This is a genomic window from Ochrobactrum sp. BTU2, from assembly GCF_024539785.1.
GTDB lineage: Bacteria > Pseudomonadota > Alphaproteobacteria > Rhizobiales > Rhizobiaceae > Brucella > Brucella anthropi.
Map to the genome: position 1 here is coordinate 649,058 of NZ_JAHWRG010000002.1, position 23,686 is coordinate 672,743.

Here is a 23,686-nt window from a genome sequence, read left to right on the forward strand (position 1 = left end):
GGTAAACGCGTGACCGGTCACAATTCCTCATCCAGTAGCGGCGGATCGACGGCGCTTTTCATCCGTCGTCCAGTTTTTGCTTTCGTTATCAACGTTCTGATTGTCGTCGCGGGTCTTGCTGCTTTCACAGGCGTCGATATTCGCGAACTGCCGGACGTTGACCGGCCTGTGGTGACAATCAGCACGGATTTCAGTGGTGCATCCGCTGAAACTATTGACCGTCAGTTGACACAGGTTCTCGAAAACGCTGTCGCGCGCGTTTCGGGCGTAAAATCTATTTCTTCAACATCGTCGTTTGAACGCAGCCGCGTCACGGTGGAGTTCAACGATGGTGTAGACCTCAACGTTGCCGCCGCCGACATGCGCGATGCGATTTCCCGTGTCGCCAATGACGTGCCGGAAGAAGCGGACCCGTCGCGCATCATCAAGGCCGATTCCAACGCTGATCCCGTGATGCGTCTGGCGGTTACGTCCGACACCATGTCTGTCGATGACATGACGGTGCTGGTCGAAGACCAGATACAGGATATCCTCTCCGCGGTTCCGGGCGTGGCTGACGTCCAGATCAACGGTGACCGCGACAAGATATTCCGCATCGATATCAATCAGGCGCGCCTTGCGAGCTATGGTCTGACCATTGCGGATATTTCTACGGCGCTTTCTTCCATGGGGCTGGACGCCCCTGCCGGTTCTTTGCGTAGCGCCGATCAGTCCATCGTTGTCCGTGCCACGGCCAATCTGGAAAAGCCTGAGGATTTCGAGAACGTCTACATCAACGGACGCACGCAGATCCGCGATGTTGCTACCGTCACGCTTGGGCCGGATATCGAAAGCTCGGCGGTCCGGTCCAACGGCAAGACGGCAATTGGTCTCGGCATCGTCCGTCAGGCACAGTCGAATACGCTCGATATCTCGGAGGGCATTCGGGCAGCGGTCGCCAATTTGCAGAAAACCTTGCCCGCGGGCGTGAATATCGCCGTTACCAGTGACGATGCGAATTTCATCAATGGCGCTATCCACGAGGTGGAAATCGCACTGATCGCGTCAGTGATCATCGTTGTGGCGATTATCTTCGTGTTCCTCTGGGATATACGCGCAACGCTCATCCCGGCCTTGTCCATGCCTGTCGCTTTGATCGGCACGATCGCCGCCATCTATCTGGCAGGATTCTCGGTCAATATTCTTACCCTTCTGGCTTTGGTGCTCGCCACAGGTCTCGTGGTCGATGACGCCATTGTTGTGTTGGAAAACGTTGTCCGGCGACGCAATCAGGGCATGGGGCCGCGTGCTGCGGCAGTCCTCGGCACGCAGGAAGTCTTCTTCGCCGTTATTGCCACGACGCTGACTTTGGCGGCAGTCTTCGTTCCAATTTCGTTTCTGCCGGGGCAGGCGGGTGGTCTGTTCCGTGAATTCGGCTTCGTGCTGGCAATTGCTGTTCTTCTGTCATCTGTTGTTGCGTTGACGCTTTGCCCCATGCTTGCCTCTCGCTTCCTCAAGGAAGGGAATGGCGAAGACGGCGGCCACGGTCCGCTTTTCCTGCGTCGTATTGGCGGCGGGCTTGCGACCTTCTATAAAAAGACGCTGCACATCTGTCTGTCGGCGCCATTCGTTGTTGTGCTGGTGGCAATGCTTTTCGCAGGCGCATCCTTTGTCGGCTACGGTCTGATCCGTCAGGAACTGACGCCCTCGGAAGATCGTGCCGTTGCACTGCTGCGTATCAATGGGCCGCAGGGCATCAGTGTGGAGTTCCTCCAGTCTCAGCTCGACAAGATTGAGGAGGCCGTCCAGCCTCTGCGCGATAGCGGTGAAATCATTACTACTTATGCCATCGCAGGTTCCGGCGGGTCGTCCAATAACGGCTTTGTTGTCCTGACGCTGGCACCGTGGAAGGAACGCGCGCGCAGCCAGCAGGAAATCATGGCTGACATTACCCAGCGCATCAAAGGCATAACGGCGGTGCGTATTTTTACCACCCAACCGAACAGCCTTGGTATTCGTGGTGCGGGCAACGGTTTGCAGTTTGCCATAGTCGGTAGCGATTATGCCAAGCTACAGCCTGCCGCGCAGGCGGTCGTTGCCGCGCTGGAAAAGGATCCACGGTTCGTGCAGCCGCGACTGTCCGTCGAGCCGACCCAGCCGCAGCTTTCCGTCGAGATCAATCGCGAACGAGCATCCGATCTTGGTATCGACATCACAGGGCTTGCGAATGCTGTGCAGTCGGTACTCGACGGTCGCAAGATCGGATCGGTTTATGTCGGAGATCGCAGTTTCGATGTGAAACTCGTTGCCACCACCAACCCGATCAACGATCCGACCGATCTTGAAAACATATTCATGAAGACGACGGACGGTCGTTATGTGCCGATGTCGTCTATTGCTACGGTCGTTGAGAAAGCGGTTCCGCCGCAGCTTGATCGCGAGACGCGCCAGCGCTCGGTGTCCATAACGACAAATCTGCGCGACGATTTCGCGTTGGGCGATGCCTATAAGGTCGCACAGGAAATCGCGGCACCTTTGCTGCCTCCGGGAAGCCATATCATTCCGCTGGCGGAAGCTTCGACGCTCAGCGAAACATCAAGCGGCCTGGCAATGGTGTTCGGTTTTGCCATCATCATCATTCTTCTGGTGCTGGCAGCGCAGTTTGAAAGCTTTGTCAGTGCGCTGATCGTGATGGCGACGGTTCCTCTCGGGCTTGGTTGTGCGGTTTTTGCGATGCTGCTCACAGGTACGAGCCTGAACGTCTACAGCCAGATCGGTCTCGTGCTTCTGGTCGGCATCATGGCCAAGAATGGTATCCTGATTGTCGAATTCGCAGATCAATTGCGTGACAGGGGCTTGAGCGTTCGAGAAGCAATCGAGGAAGCATCCAACATTCGTCTTCGCCCGGTCTGCATGACGATGATCTGCGCCGTGCTTGGCGGTGTGCCGCTGGTTTTGGCAAGTGGCGCTGGCGCAGAAGCCCGTGTGGCTCTGGGCTGGGTCATTGTGGGTGGTCTTGGATTAGCAACGATTGCTACGCTTTATGTAACGCCGGTCGCCTATCTGCTGCTGGGACGCTTTACGCAGCCCAAAGCCGAAGAGGAAGCACGGCTCGAAAGAGAGCTGAACTACGCCCTTAAAGGGAAGTCACAAAAGGGTGGCACGGCTGAACCGGCGGAATAAACAAAAAGAAACCGGCCTTTTGGGGCCGGTTTTTTTGCTGTTTTGAACGGGATCACTTCTTCATGGCGTCGGTTATCTTGGCTGTCCACGCGCCTTCCGGTTTCTTGGTGATGACGGGGTCAGAGCCACCGCCCAGAAGCGTTTCCACGGTGCGGTCGGCAGCCGCCACATCAAGGGTGCCATCGGAGCCGTCAACCAGCTTGCCGATTTCCTTGACCATACGTTCCTGAACTTCCTTGGTCTGAGCACCGGAAGCATCGTTGTCGAGTATGATATCAGCTGCTTCTCCAGGGTTCTCGGATGCGTATTTCCAGCCCTTCATTGAGGCACGGACAAAACGGGCGAGCTTGTCGACCATTGCCGGATCATCTAGGCTCTTTTCCAGCACATAGAGACCGTCTTCCAGCGTGGCGACGCCTTGCTCTTCATATGGGAAGACGACAAGCTGATCGGCTGGAATGCCTGCATCAATCACCTGCCAATATTCATTATAGGTCATTGTAGAAATGCAGTCGGCCTGCTTCTGGATCAGCGGGTCGACGTTGAAGCCCTGCTTGAGCACGGTCACGCCATCCTTGCCGCCTTCGGTCGGAATTTTCAGATGGCTCATCCATGACAGGAACGGGTATTCATTGCCGCCGAACCAGACACCGAGCGTGCGGCCCTTGAAGTCTTCCGGCTTGGTGATGTTAGTATCCTTGCGGCAGGTCAGCATCATGCCGGATTTCTTGAAAGGCTGGGCGATGTTGACGAGCGGGACGCCTTTTTCGCGGGTCGCGAGCGCCGACGGCATCCAGTCAACCACAACATCCGCGCCACCACCGGCAATCACCTGCGGCGGAGCGACGTCCGGTCCGCCCGGTTTGATATCGACATCGAGATTTTCTTCCTCATAGAAGCCTTTGTCCTTGGCTACATAGTAACCGGCAAATTGCCCCTGCGTCACCCATTTGAGCTGCAAGGTCAGCTTGTCGGCTGCCATTGCCGAACTGCTCATAAGCGCGAGCGCCAGTCCGGCTGTTCCAAGGCATAAAGAAATTGCCTTTTTCATTTCAGTTCTCCTCTGGTTCTTTTTATTGCCGCGCATTTTGCCCGAAAACCGGTTCCCACTTTTCGGAATGCACTTTGGTCTGCCTTATTTTTGCAGATGCCAATTATTCAGGCTTATGCCCTCCTGTATGAAGGGTGCCAGAATGTCATTCTGCGCTCGATCAGCGCGATCAGCCCATAAGAGAGCGATCCCGCAAGAGCAGCTACAAAGATTTCAGCCCAAACCATATCCACATTCATGCGCCCGATTTCCGCAGAGATGCGGAACCCCATGCCGACAATCGGCGTGCCAAAAAACTCCGCCACGATCGCTCCGATAAGTGCGAGGGTGGAATTGATCTTGAGAGCGTTGAATATGAACGGCATGGCCGCTGGGAGACGCAGCTTGAACAATGTCTGCCAGTAGCTTGAGCCGTAGGTTTCCATCATGTCCCGTTCCATTGCCCCGGTACTGGCAAGGCCCGCAACCGTGTTCACCAGCATAGGGAAGAAGGTCATGATGATGACCACCGCTGCCTTCGATTGCCAGTCGAAGCCAAACCACATCACCATGATCGGTGCGACGCCCACGATTGGAAGTGCTGCAGCCAGATTGCCGAGCGGCAACAGGCCTTTACGCAGGAATGGAATCCGGTCGGCGATGATGGCGGTTATGAAACCGAGACCGCATCCCGCCACATAGCCGATGATGACGGCCTTCAGAAAGGTCTGTCGGAAATCCGCCCAGAGAATTGGTACGGACGCCGTTATGCGTGCCCAGATTGCTGATGGTGCTGGAAGGAGAACCTGAGGAATAGCGAAAAGCCGGACGGTTACTTCCCAGAGCAATAACATCGCGATGCCAAAGAGCGCTGGCACTGCGATATCCAGAAGCTTTTGGCCCAAAGGGTTACGGGTCTTGAGACTTGCGACCCAACCCACAACCAGCCATGAAACAGCTATTAGCGCTATGACGGATAGGATGCCTGTCATCATGTGGCTGCCCTTTCCGGCTTTACACCCATGCGTCGGTTCACAAGCTGTGCCGCGACGCCAATCAGCGCAACCAGCACCGCAGCCATCAGAGCAGCGGCAACGAGTGCTGCCCATATCTGCACGGTCTGGCCATAGTACGAGCCTGCAAGCAGCCGAGCACCAAGACCGGCGACTGCACCGGTTGGCAATTCACCGACAATAGCGCCAACGAGGCTGATCGCGACGGCGATCTGCATCGATGTGAACAGGAATGGCATGGCCGCAGGCCAGCGCAGTTTCCAGAACACCTGCGATCTTGATGCATTATAGGTGCGCATGAGGTCGAGATGCATCACATCAGGCGATCTCAGCCCCTTCACCATTCCCACTGCCACGGGAAAGAAAGAGAGATAGGTGGAGATGATAGCTTTGGGCAGCAAGCCCGATATGCCAATGGCATTCAGGACCACGATAATCATCGGCGCGATGGCGAGGATCGGGATCGTTTGTGAGGTGATGATCCATGGCATCAGGCTCTTGTCGAGTGTGCGGGAATGAACAATTCCTACAGCGAGAAGAACGCCCAGCGCCGACCCAAGCACAAAACCGAGCAGGGTGGACGATAGTGTGACCCATCCGTGATAGATCAGGCTGCGCTTGGAACTCGGTTTGACACCGAAGACGGTTTTCCAGATTTCTTCAGCTACCTGATGCGGTGCGGGCAGGACCGGTCGGTCCTGATGCATCGTATTGGCGACAAGCGTCGAGAAGGTGATTTCTGTCCCTGCGCGTGTCGCCTGATCACGCTCAAACGGGGCGTTGAGTACCACCGCTAGGCCGTACCAAAGCGCAATAATGACGGCGAGTATAGTCGCCACGGGGATGAATCTGTCGTGCAGGAAGCCTTTCATGGACGATCTCCAGCACGATGCCGTTGAAAAGTGCCCTTATTCATGGATGTGCCCCAAACGCAAACCCTCACGGACGCGGTGGGCAATTTTCAGGAACGCTTCGGACTCCCTGATTTCAAGTGGTCTGTCCGGGCCAAGATCGCAATCGATGATTTCATGAATGCGGCCTGGGCGCGGGCTCATGACAACGATCTTGGTTGAGAGAAACACCGCTTCCGGGATCGAGTGTGTGACGAAAATCACTGTTTTGCGGGTTGCTGCCCAAAGCTTGAGAAGCTGTTCGTTGAGATGATCGCGCACGATTTCGTCCAGAGCGCCGAAGGGCTCGTCCATCAGCAGCATATCAGGATCGAATGATAATGCGCGGGCTATCGATGCGCGCTGTTGCATGCCGCCGGAAAGCTGCCAGGGATATTTTTTGTCAAAGCCTGAGAGATTGACGAGCGCGAGGTTCTTTTCGATCCGCTCGCGCCTTTCTGCCTTGGAGAACCCCATAATCTCCAGCGGCAGGCTGATATTGTCTTCGATGGTGCGCCACGGAAACAGAGCGGCCGCCTGAAATACGTAACCATAGGACCGGTCGAGGCGGGCTTGCTCCGGTGTTTTGCCGTTGACCGTGACAGAACCTGATGTCGGTTGCTCCAGATCGGCCACGACGCGCATCAGCGTAGTCTTGCCGCATCCCGAAGGTCCGATGAAGGAAACGAACTCGCCGCGCTTGACGGCAAGATCAATATTGGACAGCGCATGGACAGGTCCGTCATTCGTCTCGAAGACGAGCGACAAGTCTTTGATGTCGATCACTGTCTGCGCATTTGCCTCGCCCCTCCCATTATCCCTGGATCGGGTGGCCATGCTGTCATTCAAGTTCATGCGCGGTTCCCGAAGCTGGACGATGGCCATGTCTCAGACCCCTATCGGCATATGTTCGGCGCTGCGTTCCACCTTGCGCGGCGCAACGATTTCCTTCCATTGTGACAGCGCCCGATTGACGGCACCGTTCGGTTCGCGCTCGATGAAGCGCCCGTCGCCTGGCTCTGCCTTGACGTGTCCCTTGTCGAAAGCGATACGTCCGCGTGAAAGCGTCGTCCTCGGCAGGCCCTTGAGCTCAAAACCTTCGAACACGTTGTAATCAATCGAGGAAAGCTGTGTTTTTGCAGAAACCTTCTTGGTTGCCTCCGGATCCCAGATGACAAGATCAGCGTCAGCACCCGGCAGCACTGCGCCTTTCTGCGGATAGATGTTCAAGATCTTGGCAATGTTTGTCGAGGTGACAGCAACAAATTCATTTGGCGTCAGGCGACCAGTGCGCACGCCGCGCGACCACAACACTGGCATACGTTCTTCCAGACCACCCGTTCCATTCGGAATCTTGGTGAAATTGCCGATGCCGTAACGCTTCTGTTCAGTAGTGAATGCGCAATGGTCGGTTGCAACGCATTGCAGGCTTCCAGCCGCAAGACCGGCCCAGAGACTATCCTGATTGACCTTGTCACGGAATGGCGGAGACATTACCCGGCGTGCCGCATAATCCCAATCCTTGTTATGATATTCGCTTTCGTCCAGCGTCAGATGCTGGATCAGCGGCTCGCCGAACACGCGCATACCCTTTTGCCGGGCGCGGCGGATCGCTTCATGGCTCTGTTCGCAGGAAACATGCACGACATAGAGCGGAACGCCTGCCTGATCGGCAATCATGATCGCGCGATTGGTTGCTTCACCCTCCACTTCCGGCGGACGCGAATAGGCATGGGCTTCCGGTCCGTCATTGCCTTCGGCCATCAGTTTAGCCTGCAGCTGCGCAACGATATCGCCGTTTTCAGCATGGACGAGCGGCATGGCGCCCAGTTCAGCACAACGCTGGAACGACGCGAACATCTCGTCATCATTCACCATCAACGCGCCCTTATAGGCCATGAAGTGTTTGAAGGTGTTGATGCCGCGCTTCACCACCTCGGCCATTTCGTTGAACGTGCGCTCGTTCCAGCCGGTAATCGCCATGTGGAACGAATAATCGGTGCGCGCCTTGCCAGCCTTCTGGAACCACTCCTGAAGCGCGTCGAGCAGGTTACCTTCGGAATCCGGCAGCACGAAATCGACCACCATCGTCGTGCCGCCGGAAAGGGCGGCCGCAGTTCCGGTATCGAAATCGTCGGAAGAATAGGTCCCCATGAAGGGCATTTGCAGATGGGTGTGCGGGTCGATGCCACCCGGCATGATATAACAGCCGGATGCATCTATGACTTCATCGCCGGAGAGATTGTCGCCGACAGCAACAATCTTTTCGCCTTCGATGAGAACATCGGCTTTAAAGGTGCGGTCAGCCGTGATGACGGTTCCGCCTTTGATGACCTTTGCCATTGTTCGTCGTTCCCCTTTTTGGTTTTGTTGCGAACAGTAGCAGTAGTGGATGGTTGTGAAATCAGCTTACAATTTCAGCAGTCTCCAATACCGCATGCAGAAGCACGTCGGTTCCCGCCGACGCCCATTCCTTCGAAATATCCTCGTCTTCATTGTGGCTGAGCCCGTCCACGCATGGGCACATGACCATGGCCGTTGGTGCGACGCGATTGACCCAGCAGGCATCGTGGCCTGCGCCGGAAACGATGTTGCGATGGCTGTAGCCAAGTCGCTCTGCCGCATTGCGGATCGCCACCACACAACCATCATCAAAGGTCACCGGGTCGAAATGTCCGGCCACCTCAATCTCGATGCCGATGTCCAGTTCTGCGGCAATCTTCGGCGCTTCCTTTTCAAACCGCGTTTTCATGTCGTCCAGCACATCCTGGTTGGGCGAACGGAAATCCACAGTGAAAACGATCTGGCCCGGAAGCACATTGCGTGAATTGGGTGAAACGTCGATATGGCCGACACCGCCAACCGCATCCGGCTGGTGGGACATGGCGATTTCGTTGACGAGTTGCAGCATCTTGCCGAGGCCAAGGCTCGCATTCTTGCGCATCTTCATAGGCGTAGAGCCGGTATGCGCCTCCTTGCCGGTCAAGGTCACCTGCAGCCACCACAGCCCCTGACCGTGCGTGACAACACCGATATCCTTGTGCTCAACTTCAAGGATTGGTCCCTGTTCGATATGAAGCTCGAACATCGCATGGATTTTGCGCTGCCCGACCGGTTCATCGCCTTTCCAGCCGATGCGCTCCAGTTCGTCTCCGAATTTCTTGCCTTTGGCGTCGGTGCGCTGATAGGCCCAGTCCTGCTCGTGGACACCGGCAAAAACACCGGATGAGAGCATCGCCGGGGCAAATCGCGTGCCTTCCTCATTCGTCCAGTTGACGACGACGATTGGCCGCTTTGTCTTGATATTCATATCGTTGAGCGTGCGCATGACTTCGAGGCCGCCGAGCACGCCCAGCACGCCATCGAATTTACCACCCGTCGGCTGCGTGTCGAGATGGCTGCCCATATAGACCGGATCGGCGTCGGCATCTTCGCCGGGGCGGAGGAAGAACATGTTCCCCATCGTGTCCACGCCCATGGAAAGTCCGGATTTTTCGCACCAGCTCTGAAACAGTTTGCGGCCTTCGCCGTCCTCATCGGTCAAGGTCTGGCGGTTATTGCCACCGCGCACACCGGGGCCGATCTGGGCCATGTCCATCAGACTGTCCCAAAGACGATCGCCATTGACTCTAAGATTGCTGGTGAGCACCATGCGCTCTGCCTCCGCATTATGTATGTGCGTTTAAATTCGGGCCATTATACTTCTAGCCCGTATCCACCCGCCAATATATGTTCCCACGACCCGGCTCTTTGGCCACAATATTCTTGCCTTGCGGGCAAAAACTTGACTAGTTGGTCAAATTGCAGGCTAGAAGAGCGTTTGAATATGGTCAAGCGCTTTTGAAAAATTCTACACTGCTGAAAGGTGTCAAATGGCCACAGCTCCTTCAGACTCACGGACCGACACGGTTGAAAACGAGAAGATGTCGAACGACAAGTCGGAAGGCGCGACGCGCATTCAGGGTATAAATCGCAGGCTTATCCTCGATGCAGCGCTGGAGGTTTTTTCCGCTTATGGCTTTCGAGGTTCGACAGTCGACCAGATCGCCGAGAAGGCAGGCATGTCGAAGCCAAACCTGCTTTATTATTTCCCGCGCAAGCAGAACATTTATGTGACCGTGCTGGAAGATACGCTTGCCACCTGGCTGGAGCCTTTCGAACACATTAATCCGGACGGTGATCCGCTGGAAGAATTGCGGCGCTACATTGCTGTGAAGCTTGAAATGTCGGCGAAGAAACCGGAGGCTTCGCGCCTTTTCGCCAATGAAATTCTGCATGGCGCTCCGGCGATTTCTGACTTTCTCAAAGGGCACCTGAAGCAGTTGGTCGATGAAAAAGCGGCAGTCATTCATCGATGGATTGCTGAAAAACGCTTGGCTCCGGTCGATCCTTATCATCTGATTTTCACCATATGGGCGGTAACGCAGCACTATTCGGATTTTTCCGTGCAGGTCGGGGCCGTTCTCGGCAGGCGATCGGAGGAGGCCGGTTTTTATGATGAGACGGCCAAAGCGGTGAGTGCCATTATTCTTGACGGCATCCGCCCACGAAACGAGAATTCGTCATCATGAAAACGATTCTTATTGCAGCAGCCATTGTCCGCGATGAGGCAGGCCGTTTCCTCCTCGTGCGCAAGCGCGGCAGCGAGATTTTCTTCCAGCCCGGCGGCAAGATCGATGCGGGCGAGCAGCCTCAAATCGCACTCATCCGTGAGATCGAGGAAGAACTCGGCATTCTCATTGATGAGAGCCAGTTAAGCTATGCTGCGAAAATGTCAGCGCCTGCAGCTAACGAGCTCGACGCCACGGTTGAAGCCGAGCTGTTCCATCTTAGCCTTAAGGAAGGGCAGGTGCCTGCCGCTTCCAGCGAGATTGAAGAACTGATCTGGCTCAAGGCTGGTGATCAGAGCCGCCCTGTTGCCCTGCTTTCACAGAGCATTCAGGCGCGGTTTTCGGATGCAGTTTAAGCACTCTCGACGCGATTTCCTTCGCGATCGAACAGATGGAGATGCTGTGCTGGGAAGCTCACCTGAATGGAACCCTGCGCATGAAGCGCATCGCGATCCAGCGTGAAAATCTTGAACGGCAATCCATGCAGGCTGAGATGCAGGATAATGCCGAAGCCGGTTGGCTCGACCAGATCGACATCAGTCGTCAGGCCTGCTGAATTCTCGATATGCACATGCTCTGGACGAATGCCAAGCGTGGCGTTCGCGCCATCCTTGAGTTTTACGGGCTGCGGCAATGCGATGAGCGTGCCGTCCTTGAGTTTCAGACGCGGACCACCATCCTGTTCAAGATAGGTCACATCGAGGAAGTTCATGGCGGGTGAGCCGATGAAACCTGCCACGAAGAGATTGGCCGGGTGGTCATAAAGCTCCAGTGGAGAGCCGACCTGTTGCACCACGCCACCATGCATGGCGACAATACGGTCAGCCAGAGTCATGGCTTCGATCTGGTCATGCGTTACATAGATCGACGTGGCTTTCAGCTCGCCATGCAGCTTCTTGATTTCAGCACGCATCTGCTCGCGCAGCCGTGCGTCGAGGTTGGAAAGCGGCTCGTCAAAGAGGAAGGCCTTGGGCTGACGCACAATGGCGCGGCCCATGGCAACACGCTGACGTTGGCCGCCGGAAAGTGCTTTCGGACGACGCTCCAGCAAAGGATCAAGGCCGAGCTTGGCGGCGGTCGATTTGATGGCGCTTGCGATCTTTTCTTTCGGCGTTTTGCGCAGTCGCATGCTGTAGCTCATATTGTCGGCGACACTCATATGCGGATAGAGCGCATAGGACTGAAACACCATCGCAATATCGCGATCTTTGGGTGCCAGCTCATTGACGCGCTTGCCACTGATCTGCACCTGACCGGCAGTGATGTCTTCAAGGCCTGCAATCATGCGCAGCAATGTGGATTTGCCACAGCCTGACGGGCCGACCAGCACGATGAATTCGCCATCTTTGATCTCAAGGTCAACGCCGTGCAGAACAGCATGTTCGCCATAGCTTTTGCGGACTGACTGAATATCGATGGAAGCCATAGGGAAAAATCCTTTCAGCCTTTGACCGCGCCAGCCGTGAGGCCCTGCACGAGATATCGTTGAATGAGGAAGAAGAAGAGACAGGCCGGGATCAGCGCGAGCACGCCCGCTGCCATCATCTGTCCGAAATCGACCGAGAACTTTGAGACGAAGCTCAAAAGCCCGACCGGGAACGTGGCTGAATCATTGCCGGAAATCAGCATCAGCGCGAACAGAAGCTCGCTCCACGCTGCGGTGAAAACAAAGCCGAGCGTTGCAGCAATACCGGGCAGGGTCAGCGGCAGAATGATCTGGCGGAAAGCCATGAACTGCGTTGCGCCGTCGATCTTGGCGGCTTCTTCGAGATCCTTCGGAATGCCGTCGAAGAACGATTGCATCAGGAAGGTTGCAAAAGGCACATTGAATGCCGAATAGACGATGATGAGGCCGATCAGGCTGTTGGTGAGACCGAGCGGTGCCATGATCTTGTAGATCGGCGCGATCAGCATCACGAGCGGGAACATCTGCGTCAGCAGCATCAGCGCCACAATCCAGTATTTTGCACGGAAATTGAAACGTGACAGCGCATAGCCGGAGAGCGATGCCAGTAGCGTAACGATGATGGCGGTTGAGCCGGATACGATCAGGCTGTTGCGGAAGAACAGCGGAAATGAGCTGTTATTCAAAACATGGCTGAAGTGATCGAACGTCATGCGCGATGGCCAGAGCCGTACGCCTTCGCTGTAAAGCAGATCATTGGGCGTGACGGAAACCTTCACCAGCCAGAAGATCGGAAACAGCGCGAACAGGACGAACAGCAGAATGGCAATGCGATGCGCGCCGACAAGGAGGAGTTTACGGTTTGTCATGGCCTCAATCCTTGTTCAGCAGCGTCTGGCGCAACAGCACGATGAGCATTGAATAGACCATCAGCAGGACAAGCAGGACCATCGCAATTGCCGAGGCATAGCCGAAATCGAGCCGTTTGAAGGCCTGCGTGAAGATGTAGCTGGCGACGATCTGTGTCCGGTCGGCAGGGCCGCCACCGGTCATCACGACAATCAGATCGGCACTGTTGGCAATCCAGACGGTGCGCAGCAAAATGGTGATGGCCATGGTTGGCGCAAGATAGGGAAGTGTGATCGAGAGAAAACGCTGGACTGGGCCGGCGCCATCGATGGCTGCTGCTTCATAAAGGTCGCGCGGGATAGCCTGCAAAGCGGCCAGCATGGTGATGGCAAAGAACGGAATACCCCACCACACACCCGCGGTAATGATGCCCCACATCGCAAGATTGGGGTCGGAAAGGATATTGTCTGGCGCGCTTAGAAGGCCGATTGCATGCAGCCAGTGCGGTAGTGGGCCGATCACCGGATTAAAAAGCCACGCAAAGTTAAGACCTGTGAGGAAAGTCGGCACAGCCCATGGCAGGAAGATCAGCGCCTGTGCCAGCCCACGTCCGGCAAATGGTTTGTCGAGCAGCAGGGCAAGAATAAGCCCGAACACGAATTGCAGCAGCACCGAACAACCGGTCCACCAGAGTGTGTTTTTCAAGGAACGATAGAAAGCCTGATCGGTCGCAAGTTCGCGGAAATGATCAAGCCCCACATAGCCACCCGAAAACGGGTTAAGCAACTGAATGTCGCGAAAGGCATAGGAGACGCCGAGGACCAGCGGAACCAGCATGATAGCGCCGATGAGGATCAGTGCGGGGGCGCTGTAGAGATAAGGTTCGGAGGCGTGCGCAAGTCGCTGCAGAAAACTGCGGCGATCCTGTCTTGGCACGTCGTTGTGCACCGGGGCCTTTATGGAAGCGGTGTCGTTCATCATTTTTCCCTTCGCGGGGCTGCATCATTCGCTTTGCAGGCGCGGTCTTCCACGCCTGCAAGCTGTTCATGGTGCTATTGCTTTGAAAGGTGCTTCTGCTGTGCCTTGGTCAGATATTCTGCCCACTGGTCGGCCAGCTGATCCGGCGTGATGTCGCCGAGAAGCGCTTCCTGCGAGGTCTTGATGACGAGCGAATCCTTGAAGAAGGCAAACTCTTCCAGATAGGTCGGCATCACGGTTGGAACGACATTCTTGTCAGCCAGTTCATCGAACCAGCCCTTGAACTGCTCGCCGCTATAGAACGGATCGTTCTGAGCGGATTTGAGAACCGGCAAGGCACCGGTGCGCTTGTTCCATTCGATGTTGCCTTCCGGGCCTTCAAGCATCGAGATCAGCTTCCAGGAGAGGTCCTTGTTCTGGCTACCGCTCATCATCGACCAGCCGGCAAAACCGATGGTCGGGAAGGTTTTGCCATCCGGGCCCTTTGGCATGATGGTGACGCCGAAATCTTCCGGCTTCATGCGTTCGGCAATGGCGATCAGCGCATCTGGATCTTGGTTGAGGAAGGCGCAGGTGCCGCTATAGAAACCGGCGACGGTTTCGTTGAAGCCCCAGTTGACGCTGTCCTTCGGTGCAAGGCCGTTCTTGTAGAGATCGACCATCCAGGTGATGCCCTTTTTCCAGCCTTCGCTGTTCATGGTCGAGGTGCCGTCTTCGTTGAAGAACTTATTGTCACCGGCCATGGATGCGGCAAAAATCACCCAGCCATTGAGACCACCGGGGCCACCACGCATACAGAAGCCGGACTTGCCGGGAAGGGCTGCGATCTTTTTGGAGGCTTCGACAAATTCGTCCATCGTCTTTGGCGGCTCGGACACACCAGCCTCAGACAGCAGCTTCTTGTTGTAGAACATGGCGTTCAGATAGAAGCCGTAAGGCAGCGTATAGGCTGTGTTGTTGACACTGCGGCCAAGCTCAAGTGCGCGCTCGGTCAGGTCTGGCGTGGTTTCCCACTTTTCGAGATATGGCTCGAGGTTTTCCAGCATGCCATTGTTGGCATAGAGCGAAACCCAGGTGTCCGGCATTTCCATGACATCGGGAATTTCACCAGCCGAAACCATGGTTGCGAATTTCTGGAAGGATTCGCCCCATGGCAGCGAGATGATTTCGACCTTGGTACCCGGATTGGCTGCTTCAAACTTGGCAACGATGGATTCAAGCGTCTTGGTGCGTTCCGGGCTGGTGATGACTTCAACAAGCTTCAGAGTGGTATCGGCAAGCGCCGTACCGCTCAAAAGCATGGTTGCGAATGCGGCTGCTATTAGTTTTTTCATTGCAGTTCCCCTTATTGCTCCTCACTGGATTTTCGTTATTCGGTCGATGCTGCGAGCGCTCCTTCAATATCCCGCCACAGCGCTTCCGTTCCTTCCAGTCCGACATGCAGGCGCACGGAGCGCGGGTCGATGCCGAACGTATGTGCCGAATTTGGCTGTGCTTTCTGCTGCAGCACGACTTCGCCCGGCACGATCAGGCTTTCATGACCGCCCCAGCTCACGCCGAGCTTGAACAGATCGAGATGATTGCAGAATTCGCGAATGTTCACGCCTTCCCGGAAGATGACCGAGAACAGGCCGGACGTGCCCTTGAGACCCGCAGGCAGACGATTGGCAAGTGCCGGGTGGCAGACGGTTTCAACCACATCCAGTGCCTGAAGACGCTTTGCAATTTCCAGTGCCGAAGCCTCGTGCGCCTTCATGCGCGTCGGCAAAGTGCGCATGCCACGCACCAGAAGCCACGCATCAAACGGTGAAAGCTTGCCGCCGAGATATGGATAGGTTTCTGCGCGGATTGTATTGATCAGGGCTTTCGATCCGGTCACGACACCGGCCACGACATCGCTATGGCCACCGAGATATTTCGATGCCGAATGCACGACGAGATCAACGCCAAGCGACAGTGGGCGCTGGAAGATCGGGCTGGCCCAGCTGTTGTCGATGATGCTCAGCACGCCATGCTGCCTGGCAATCGCTGCCAGGGCACCGACATCATGGGCTTCCATGACCCAGCTCGTCGGGCTTTCCATGTAGAAGAGCTTTGCACCGGGCAGGGCTTTTGCAACCGCTTCCTCGTCGCGGCCATCGACGTAGTCTACCTGCACCTGCATACGCTTCATAATGGTGCCAAACAGGCGGAATGCATCCGGGTAGACATGACGTACCGCAACGATGCGATCACCGGGATTGACGAAGGCCAGCACACTTGAAGAGATGGCAGCCATGCCGCTGGCAAAGCCCAGCGCGTCTTCGCCGCCTTCAAGTTTTGCCAGCATTTCTTCAAATGCCCGCACGGTCGGGTTGAGGCCGCGTGTGTAGATCGGGCGAACCTTTTCGCCGCGATAAGAGGCGACCATGTCGTCATAGCTTGGGAAGGTGAAAAGCGAGGTCTGCACGATGGGTGGAACCACGGCGTCGTAGGCATTGCTTTCATCATGAGCAACCGTAAGCGCTGCGAAATCCAGCGGATCCATCCCGTCGGTCATTTGGACATTTCCTTGATGTCTTCCTCGACAATGTCGAGGATCTTGAGTGTTTCCTGCCGTGCGGCTTCAGGGTCCTGAGCCACGATGGCGTTAAAGAGCGTGCGGTGGAACGGAAAGGTCCGCCGCGCGAAGTCGATCCGCTCAAACGGATGATCCCAGAAGTGCAAGAAGGCTTCGCGCATCTGTTCGAGCAATTGTCTGAAAAGCGGATTATGGGTCGCGTCGTAAATGGCGAGATGAAACGCCAGATCTTCCGGGCCTGACGTGCCTTCCGCGATATGAACGCGCTCCATCTCATTGAGATTGCGTTCGATGATGACGAGGTCTTCCGCCGTGCGTTTGCGGGCGGCGACCATGCTGGCCTCGGCTTCGATGCCACGGCGCACTTCAAGCGATTGCAGCAATGCATCGCGCAATTGCGCGGGGTCGAATGAAAGCGGCATATGAATGGTTGCTGCCGAAATTGGCTTGAGCAGATAGGTGCCGCTGCCTTTGCGAGCTTCGATCACACCCAATGCCTGAAAATGACGGATTGCTTCGCGAATGGTGGAGCGCCCCACGGCCAGTGCAGCCATCAATTCACGTTCAGCGGGGAGGCGATCACCGGCCTGAAGATGCGCTGTCGCGATGTAGTTGGCGAGCGCGTCTGTTACCTGCCGGGCGCGATCCATCGGCGGTAGTGGTGCAATCTGCAGCAGCCTGCGATCTTTCATTCTGCCTCCATTTCACAGATTGGCCCAGAGATCAGCCCAGAGTCTCAACGCGCAATCAGGTCAGAGCCGGTTCCCTTATTGGTTCTTAAATTGGTCTGACATCATAGTAATATCGACAGGAATTCGAGACTGTCAAGCGCGGTTTATTTGCGAGTGAATAGACTGTTTGCATGCGCATGCTTTTCCGATTGCGCTTCGGCAAGCTTGCTCCTATCAATCGCTGGAAGAGGCGGCGCGTCCCAAAAAGTGTGAAGAGGTTTTTGGATAAGACGCGCTGAAAAAGGAGTGCGGCATGCTGCATGCCGCGATCGAGGAGATACCCATGCAATTGAAGGCATCCGAAAAGCGGACGCTTGGCCGAACTGGTTTGACTGTAACCGCGCTTGGTCTGGGAACCGCGCCTTTGGGCGGACTGTATGCGCCGGTTTCGCGTGCTGATGCGGACGCTTTGCTGGAAGCTGGTTGGGGCAGCGGTATCCGTTATTTCGACAGTGCGCCGATGTATGGCTATGGCCGATGCGAGCACCTTCTTGGCGATATGCTGCGTGAAAAACCCGAGCGCGCCGTCATTTCCACCAAAGTCGGGCGTCTGATGACCAATGAGCGTGCTGGTCGCACGCTGCCACCATCGCCGCCAAAGAATCCGCTCGATTCGGGCTGGCATAATGGCCTCAATTTCCGTGAGGTTTTCGATTACAGCTATGATGGCGTCATGCGCAGCTTCGATGACAGCCAACAGCGCCTCGGCTTTCCTGAAATCGATCTGCTTTATGTCCACGATATTGGCCGTGTGACCCATGGCGACAGACACGAGCTTCACTGGAATGCGCTGACCAAGGGGGGCGGCTTCCGTGCGCTGACCGAGTTGCGCGCGGCAGGTAATATCAAGGGCTTTGGTCTTGGCGTGAATGAATGGCAGATCATTCGCGATGCGCTGGAAGAGGCTGATCTTGATTGCTCGCTTCTCGCTGGCCGTTACTCACTGCTCGATCAGGTTTCCGAAAAAGAATTCCTGCCGCTGGCGCAAAAGCGCGGCATGGCGCTGGTGATTGCTGGTGTATTCAATTCAGGCATTCTGGCGGCACCGCGCGGCGGCGAACAGAAGTTCGACTATGCTGATGCACCTGCTGAAATCATTGTACGCACCAATCGCCTGCATGATATTTGCGATGAGTATCATGTGCCGCTTGCCGCTGCTGCCATGCAGTTTCCGTTGAGGCATGAGGCCGTTAGCTCCATTCTGATCGGCGTCCGTTCGCCAGAACAGATCAGGCAAAATGTGGTCTGGTTCGAGCAGTCGATTCCGGATGAATTCTGGAACATGCTTCGCTCGGAAGGCCTCATTTCCTAATCATGACTTCCAAAATTCTCTGTGTCGGTGCCCTCACAATGGACACCATTTTCCGCCTCGACACGCTTCCCGAACAGGCAGGCAAATATCTGCCGCGCGAAGCGGTCGAGATTGCAGCTGGCATGGCCTCGAGCGCCGCTGCCGCGATTGCCCGGCTTGGCGGCGACGTGGCGCTCTGGGCTTCTGCGGGGACTGATCCGGTGGGCGATCGCGCCGTCGCCGAACTGGAAGCCGAAGGCATTGATTGTTCCTATATCCGGCGGCTGGAAGGCGCACGCACGGCCTTCTCTTCAATCCTTGTCGATGCAAATGGCGAACGCATCATTGTGCCCTTTTATGATCGCAAGCTTGCAAGCCCGTCTGATCTGGTGCCGCCGATTGTGGCGGGAGCCTATGCGGCTGTTATGACCGATGTGCGCTGGCCGTGGGCTGCGGAAACGGCGCTGCGTGCGGCTCGCGATGCCGGTATTCCGGCGATTCTGGATGCCGATACCGCGCCTGTCGAATTGCTGGAAACGCTGCTACCGCTTGCAACCCATATTGTTGCGTCGGAACCCGCTGCAATCAGCGTCACGGGCACGACGGATCTGCACGAATGCGTCCGTATTCTTAGCAACCGCTATGATGTTTTCACATCCGTCACGGCTGGCGCAGATGGCTGCTATTGGACTGAAGGTGCTGGCAAGCCTGTTTCCCATGTGGCGGGCTTCAAGGTTAATGCAGTCGATACGCTGGCCGCGGGCGACGTCTTCCATGGCGCTTTCGCGCATGGTCTGGTGGAAGGGAAGCCGATGACCGACATCATCCGCTTTGCCAATGCTTCCGCCGCCATCAAATGCGCGCGCTTCGGTGGACGTGCCGGTTCGCCAAGCAAAACAGAAGTTCTTTCTTTCATCGAAACCGGCGTTGTTCCAGTCCGATAAATTGAACGTCTCCTGTCGTCCCCTCCCTCATCCTGAGCCGATGCGAAGCACCGTGTCGAAGGACGAGGGGAGGCATTTGGTTCATTTTCCCTCGTCCTTCGAGACGCTGTTTTCAACAGCTCCTCAGGATGAGGGAAGGAGAGGTCAGCGCTCGAATTCTACTTTCTCCCAGGTTCTTCCAAAATCATGAGATTGCACACTGAACCCGAATTGACTCTTTACTAACATGTTAGTATGTGCAAGCTTAAAGTTCAAATTTGGGAGGAGCCAGTTTTGGCGCATAATCATTCAGGGCAGGAGCGCTTTGGGCTCTCTGCAGCGCTTACGACGCCATTCGATGCAGATGGCAAAATCGATGTCGGCCGTGCACTGAAGCACGCTCTCGCACGCCTCGACAGCGGCTGCTCAAGCGTAACCTTATTTGGCACCACTGGCGAAGGGGCATCGATTGCCGATGCTGAGCGCGCAGCACTTCTCGACGCCTTCATTGCGCAGGGTTTCCCGGCTTCGAACATTGTTGTCGGCGTCATGGAAAATTCGATTGCCGATGCGGTCCTGCAGGCAGGTGATGCCCTGCGTCGCGGCTGCAAGGCTATTCTTCTGGCGCCGCCTTCCTATTTCAAGAATCTCTCCGACGAAGGTCTGTTCAACTGGTTTTCAGCGGTGTTCAAAGGTCTGGGCAGTAATGCCCGCAGCATCATTCTCTACAATATTCCGTCGGTGACGGCTGTTGAACTGTCGGTCGATCTCATCGGTCGCCTGCGCGCAACTTTCGGTGACATCATCATCGGCGTGAAGGATTCGTCCGGTAACTGGGCCTATACGGAAAAGTTGCTTGCTGCGCATAAAGACATTGCGATCCTGATCGGCGATGAACGCGACCTTGCTGCCGGCGTACGTCTCGGCGGGCAGGGTGCGATTTCCGGCATGGCCAATCTGTTCCCGGATCGCCTGCTGGGCATGATCAACGACGGTCAGGACGATGCCGAACTGGTCGGCGCAGTACAGCAATTGCTGAACTATCCGGTAACGCCTGCGGTCAAGGCCATGGTGGCGCGTCATACGGGTGACAAGGAATGGCGTCGCGTACGTGCACCGCTGATTTCACTGAATGATGCGGATTTCGATGCAATCGGCAGTGTATTCGACCGTTTGCATATGGCAAAAGCAGCTTAAGGGCGGCATAAGCAAACGGGACCAAGAGGGGGCAGGCTTTGGCAGACGATCACAACGAACCAGTAAAATTGCGGGATAAGGCTTATCAGAGCTTCACCCAGCATTTGCTGGCGCGTGATTTTCATCCGGGCCAGTTCGTTTCGCAGCGCCAGCTCGTCACCATGACGGGCTTGCCACTGGGTGCGATCCGCGAACTGATCCCGCGCCTTGAGGCGGAAGGTCTTATCAAGACAGTGCCGCAGCGCGGGCTCCAGATCGCCCATATCGATCTTAATCTGATCCGTGAAGCGTTTCAGTTTCGCCTTTTCATCGAAAAGGAGTCGATTGCGATTTTCTGTCAGTCGGCTTCCGACGAGCTGTTGCGTTCGCTGCGTGCCGAGCATGAAGACACTCTCAATCGCGCAATGAGCGAAGGTGAAACGCCGGAGCTTGAAGAACGGGCGCAGAATATCGACTGGAGCCTGCACGACACAATTGTCGGCTCGCTCGATAATGAGATCATCTGGCGTGCTTACCAGACCAATACGATCAAGATGCGCCTGATCAATCAGGAGCGCTTCCGTATCACCGGGCGTGTTATCCCGGTCATGCAGGAGCATCTCGCTGTGCTTGCTGCAATCGAAACACGCGATCCGCAGACAGCCATGGATGCCATCGCCGTTCACATCAACAATGCACGGAAGCTGGCTTTGCAGATTTAACAACCAGGGCCGCGCAAGAGGAGTTGCCGGGCCGGAAGAATGATAGGGCCAAGAAGCCATAGGGGAGGAGCATGTAATGAATCTATTACGTCCAACACGTCGTCAGTTTCTGGCGGGAACAGCAGCCATCGCCGCCTCGGGTGTCACGGGCATCAGCCCATCTTTCGCGCAGTCGACCGTTGACTGGAAGAAATATGCTGGCACCACGCTTGAAGTAAATCTTATCAAGAGCCCGCGCGGCGAAATCCTTCAGAAATATCAGAAGGAATTCGAAGAGCTCACCGGCATCAAGGTCAATTCCGAGCAGATGCCGGAACAGCAGCAGCGCCAGAAAGCGGTGATCGAGCTGACGTCCGGTCGTCCAAGCTTCGACGTTATTCACATCAGCTATCACGTTCAGAAGCGTCAATTTGAAAAGGGTGGCTGGCTTGCCGACCTCAACCCGTTTCTGAAAGACCCGACGCTGACCGATGCATCACTCACAGAAGATGATTTTGCAAGCGCCGGTCTGACCTTCGCCAAGGATGCCAATGGCCGCTTCGGCGCGCTGCCTTTCTCGGTCGATTACTGGATCATCTACTGGAACAAGGAACTCTTTGCCGCCAAGGGCATCGAATTCCCGAAGACTTTTGAAGAATTGGTTGCCGCTGCAGAAGCGCTCACCGATCCATCAACCAGAACCTATGGTTTTGTCGCTCGCGGCATGAAGAATGCCAATGCGCCGGTCTATACCAGCCTCCTGCTCGGCTATGGCAAGCAGTCGGTTGACGCAGACGGTAATCTGCAGACGGATTCGGCTGAAGGGATTGAAGCCGCCAAGCTCTATCAGCGCCTGATGACCAAATCGGCACCTCCCGGTGTTGCAGGCTTTAACTGGGCTGAATGCCAGTCGAACTTCCTGCAGGGCCGTGTCGGCATGTGGCTCGACGGTATCGGCTTTGCGCCGCCGCTCGAAGATCCGAACAAGTCGCGTGTTGTCGGCAAGGTTGGCTATGGCGTCATGCCAGCAGGCCCGAATGCGCAGGCAGCACCAACCACCGGCGATGGTATCGGCGTGACCGAAGCTTCCAAGAACAAGGAAGCTGCATATCTGTATTGCCAGTGGGCCATTTCCAAGGAAATGGGCGCTCGCCTGTTGCAGTCGGGATCGGGTGTTCCGTTCCGCAAGTCGGTCATCGATGATGAAGCCGTGCGCAAGGGCGTTACCATGCCAGCGGGCTGGGTGGAAGCTCTGTCAAAATCCGCACCAATCAGCCAGCTCTGCCTGCCGGTCATCGTACCTGTCACCGAATTCCGCGACATTATCGGTGTCGGCCTCACCAATCTGTTGAATGGTGCGGATGCAGAAACTGAAATGAAACGCGCGACGGAAGAATTCCGTCCGGTCCTCGCACGGAGCGAAGGAAAATGACATCTGCCGCCCCGATAGGTGCAAAAACGGAAGCTGCTGCCAATGCAGCTTCCTCCACCAAGACTGGCAAGAGCCGCTTGCGGCCAAGTTACTGGCCATTTGTTCTTCCAGCCTTGATCACCGTCGGGGCGGTGATTGTCTTCCCATGGGTGTTTACGCTTTGGATGAGTGCAAACCAGTGGCAGCTCGGCGGGGAGCAGAGCTTTGTCGGCTTCGACAATTATCTGCGTCTTGCAGCCGATATGCGCTTCTGGGAATCCATGTGGCATACGCTTGTCTATACAGTTCTCTCGGTCGTGGCGCCGATGATTCTGGGCACGATTGCAGCGCTGGTCTTTGACAGCAAGCTGCCAATGCGCGGGCTGTTGCGCGGTATTTTCGTGATGCCGATGATGGCGACGCCGGTTGCCGTCGCCCTTGTCTGGACGATGATGTATCACCCGCAGCTCGGTGTGCTGAACTATCTTCTCTCGCTGATCGGCATTGCGCCGCAGGAGTGGATATTTAATCAGAGCACGGTTATCCCGTCGCTGGTGCTGGTTGAAACCTGGCAGTGGACGCCGCTGGTCATGCTGATTGTGCTCGGCGGCTTGGCCTCCATGCCGCGCGATCCGTTTGAAAGTGCGGAAATCGATGGTGCCAATGGCTGGCAGAAGTTCCGCTATATCACGCTTCCGATGATCCTGCCCTTTATCATGGTGGCCGTCATCATCCGCTCGATCGATGCGCTGAAAAGCTTCGACATTATCTATGCGATGACGCAGGGCGGTCCCGGAACGGCATCGGAAACCATCAATATCTATCTCTATAACGTGGCGTTTTCCTATTATGACATTGGCTATGGATCGGCGATTGCCGTGGTGTTCTTCATTGTCATTATCGCCATGTCGATGATCCTTCTGGCCCTGCGCCAGCGAACCAAATGGAACTCGTGA

The 23,686-nt window shown here is 56.0% G+C and carries 21 protein-coding genes; 9 read left to right on the forward strand and 12 right to left on the reverse strand.

Features of this window, described 5'->3' with window-relative positions; all coding sequences use genetic code 11:
* Positions 1-9: 9 nt before the first annotated feature.
* Positions 10-3,162, forward strand: a complete 3,153-nt coding sequence (locus KWJ32_RS07830) for an efflux RND transporter permease subunit (protein ID WP_011982510.1) — start codon at positions 10-12, stop codon at positions 3,160-3,162.
* A 52-nt stretch (positions 3,163-3,214) separates the two neighbouring features.
* On the opposite strand, the gene KWJ32_RS07835 is transcribed toward KWJ32_RS07830, so the two are convergent.
* The 6 genes from KWJ32_RS07835 to KWJ32_RS07860 form a co-directional block, all read right to left on the reverse strand.
* Complete coding sequence (locus KWJ32_RS07835) at positions 3,215-4,213, reverse strand: ABC transporter substrate-binding protein (RefSeq protein WP_010658166.1); 999 nt, start codon at positions 4,211-4,213, stop codon at positions 3,215-3,217.
* 113 nt (positions 4,214-4,326) lie between these two features.
* Positions 4,327-5,187 carry an ABC transporter permease gene (locus KWJ32_RS07840; RefSeq protein ID WP_010658167.1) on the reverse strand — a complete coding sequence of 287 codons (861 nt, stop codon included), beginning with the start codon at positions 5,185-5,187 and terminating at the stop codon, positions 4,327-4,329.
* Positions 5,184-6,077 carry an ABC transporter permease gene (locus KWJ32_RS07845; protein ID WP_011982511.1) on the reverse strand — a complete coding sequence of 298 codons (894 nt, stop codon included), beginning with the start codon at positions 6,075-6,077 and terminating at the stop codon, positions 5,184-5,186. Before KWJ32_RS07845 ends, KWJ32_RS07840 begins: the two co-directional genes overlap by 4 nt.
* Positions 6,078-6,113: 36 nt before the next feature.
* Positions 6,114-6,932: an ABC transporter ATP-binding protein gene (locus KWJ32_RS07850; RefSeq protein ID WP_029925790.1), complete on the reverse strand. Its 819-nt coding sequence runs from the start codon at positions 6,930-6,932 to the stop codon at positions 6,114-6,116.
* 51 nt (positions 6,933-6,983) lie between these two features.
* Positions 6,984-8,438, reverse strand: coding sequence for a dihydropyrimidinase (hydA, locus tag KWJ32_RS07855; RefSeq protein ID WP_012090678.1), 1,455 nt, complete (start codon positions 8,436-8,438; stop codon positions 6,984-6,986).
* A gap of 61 nt (positions 8,439-8,499) precedes the next feature.
* Positions 8,500-9,747, reverse strand: coding sequence for a Zn-dependent hydrolase (locus tag KWJ32_RS07860; RefSeq protein WP_010658171.1), 1,248 nt, complete (start codon positions 9,745-9,747; stop codon positions 8,500-8,502).
* Between the two features lie 220 nt (positions 9,748-9,967).
* On the opposite strand from KWJ32_RS07860, the gene rutR reads away from it, so the two are divergent.
* The gene (rutR, locus tag KWJ32_RS07865) at positions 9,968-10,666 is read left to right on the forward strand and encodes an HTH-type transcriptional regulator RutR (RefSeq protein WP_012090679.1); all 699 of its coding nucleotides are present in this window, start codon (positions 9,968-9,970) and stop codon (positions 10,664-10,666) included.
* Complete coding sequence (locus KWJ32_RS07870) at positions 10,663-11,061, forward strand: NUDIX domain-containing protein (RefSeq protein ID WP_012090680.1); 399 nt, start codon at positions 10,663-10,665, stop codon at positions 11,059-11,061. The genes rutR and KWJ32_RS07870 overlap by 4 nt, the downstream gene beginning before the upstream one ends.
* On the opposite strand, the gene ugpC is transcribed toward KWJ32_RS07870, so the two are convergent.
* From ugpC to KWJ32_RS07900, 6 genes are all read right to left on the reverse strand, one after another.
* Positions 11,058-12,131 carry a sn-glycerol-3-phosphate ABC transporter ATP-binding protein UgpC gene (ugpC, locus tag KWJ32_RS07875; RefSeq protein WP_231771309.1) on the reverse strand — a complete coding sequence of 358 codons (1,074 nt, stop codon included), beginning with the start codon at positions 12,129-12,131 and terminating at the stop codon, positions 11,058-11,060. The genes KWJ32_RS07870 and ugpC overlap by 4 nt on opposite strands.
* Before the next feature lie 14 nt (positions 12,132-12,145).
* The gene (locus tag KWJ32_RS07880; RefSeq protein WP_010658175.1) at positions 12,146-12,979 is read right to left on the reverse strand and encodes a carbohydrate ABC transporter permease; all 834 of its coding nucleotides are present in this window, start codon (positions 12,977-12,979) and stop codon (positions 12,146-12,148) included.
* A 4-nt stretch (positions 12,980-12,983) separates the two neighbouring features.
* Entirely contained in the window at positions 12,984-13,937 is a 954-nt protein-coding gene (locus KWJ32_RS07885; RefSeq protein WP_094514768.1) for a sugar ABC transporter permease, read from the reverse strand.
* 74 nt (positions 13,938-14,011) lie between these two features.
* Positions 14,012-15,271 (reverse strand): sugar ABC transporter substrate-binding protein, encoded by a 1,260-nt coding sequence (locus tag KWJ32_RS07890; RefSeq protein ID WP_010658177.1) that lies wholly within the window; start codon positions 15,269-15,271, stop codon positions 14,012-14,014.
* Between the two features lie 35 nt (positions 15,272-15,306).
* The gene (locus tag KWJ32_RS07895) at positions 15,307-16,476 is read right to left on the reverse strand and encodes a PLP-dependent transferase (protein WP_010658178.1); all 1,170 of its coding nucleotides are present in this window, start codon (positions 16,474-16,476) and stop codon (positions 15,307-15,309) included.
* Positions 16,473-17,189, reverse strand: a complete 717-nt coding sequence (locus tag KWJ32_RS07900) for a FadR/GntR family transcriptional regulator (RefSeq protein WP_010658179.1) — start codon at positions 17,187-17,189, stop codon at positions 16,473-16,475. The genes KWJ32_RS07895 and KWJ32_RS07900 overlap by 4 nt, the downstream gene beginning before the upstream one ends.
* A 322-nt stretch (positions 17,190-17,511) precedes the next feature.
* Here KWJ32_RS07900 and KWJ32_RS07905 point away from each other — a divergent pair, with 322 nt between their 5' ends.
* From KWJ32_RS07905 to KWJ32_RS07930, 6 genes are all read left to right on the forward strand, one after another.
* Positions 17,512-18,540 carry an aldo/keto reductase gene (locus KWJ32_RS07905; protein WP_041545271.1) on the forward strand — a complete coding sequence of 343 codons (1,029 nt, stop codon included), beginning with the start codon at positions 17,512-17,514 and terminating at the stop codon, positions 18,538-18,540.
* A gap of 2 nt (positions 18,541-18,542) precedes the next feature.
* Positions 18,543-19,463 carry a PfkB family carbohydrate kinase gene (locus tag KWJ32_RS07910; RefSeq protein WP_010658181.1) on the forward strand — a complete coding sequence of 307 codons (921 nt, stop codon included), beginning with the start codon at positions 18,543-18,545 and terminating at the stop codon, positions 19,461-19,463.
* A gap of 273 nt (positions 19,464-19,736) precedes the next feature.
* Entirely contained in the window at positions 19,737-20,639 is a 903-nt protein-coding gene (locus tag KWJ32_RS07915) for a dihydrodipicolinate synthase family protein (RefSeq protein WP_012090685.1), read from the forward strand.
* A gap of 38 nt (positions 20,640-20,677) precedes the next feature.
* Entirely contained in the window at positions 20,678-21,340 is a 663-nt protein-coding gene (locus tag KWJ32_RS07920; RefSeq protein WP_012090686.1) for a GntR family transcriptional regulator, read from the forward strand.
* A 76-nt stretch (positions 21,341-21,416) separates the two neighbouring features.
* A complete protein-coding gene (locus tag KWJ32_RS07925; protein WP_012090687.1) occupies positions 21,417-22,751 on the forward strand; it encodes a sugar ABC transporter substrate-binding protein in 1,335 nt (444 codons plus the stop codon).
* Positions 22,748-23,686 (forward strand): sugar ABC transporter permease, encoded by a 939-nt coding sequence (locus tag KWJ32_RS07930; protein WP_010658185.1) that lies wholly within the window; start codon positions 22,748-22,750, stop codon positions 23,684-23,686. Before KWJ32_RS07925 ends, KWJ32_RS07930 begins: the two co-directional genes overlap by 4 nt.